Raw genomic sequence first — 648 nt, forward strand, 5'->3', positions numbered from 1 at the left:
AAGAAGCGTATACCGTTATCTTGAACAGCACTACCAATCCGTTAGTGCCTATCAACGATGCCACCGCTAATGGTATCATCAATGATGATGACAGCACAGGTACGGAAGGTTTATCCATTATACAGACCGATGTTATCGTAACCGAAGGTGTGGGCGTTACGGCTACTTTTGATGTGACTTTAACTGGGGATTATGCTTCTGGGTTTGATGTAGATTTCTCTACCGCTTTTGGTACGGCTACCGCCACCGACTTTACACCTATCGCCAATGGAACTATCACCTTTGCTGGTAATAATGGCGAGGTACAGCAAATTGTGGTGTCCATCTTGGATGATGCTATCATTGAACCGCAAGAAGCCTATACCGTTATCTTGAACAGCACTACCAATCCGTTAGTGCCTATCAACGATGCTACCGCTAATGGTATCATCAATGATGATGACAGCACAGGTACGGAAGGTTTATCTATAATACAGACCGATGTTATCGTGACCGAAGGTTTGGGTGTAACCGCTACTTTTGATGTAACCTTGACTGGAGCGTATGCTTCTGGTTTCGATGTAGATTTCTCTACCGCTTTTGGTACGGCTACCGCCACCGACTTTACACCTATCGCCAATGGAACTATCACCTTTGCTGGTAATAATG

General features: G+C 44.9%; 1 protein-coding gene. It reads left to right on the forward strand.

The window, feature by feature from the left end; translation table 11 throughout:
• The coding region (locus tag FBT53_RS15980; RefSeq protein WP_304993451.1) for a Calx-beta domain-containing protein at nt 1-648 on the forward strand (648 nt) is incomplete at both ends.

Origin of the sequence: Flavobacterium sp. ASW18X (assembly GCF_005144745.1) — a bacterium.
Lineage (GTDB): Bacteria > Bacteroidota > Bacteroidia > Flavobacteriales > Flavobacteriaceae > Croceivirga.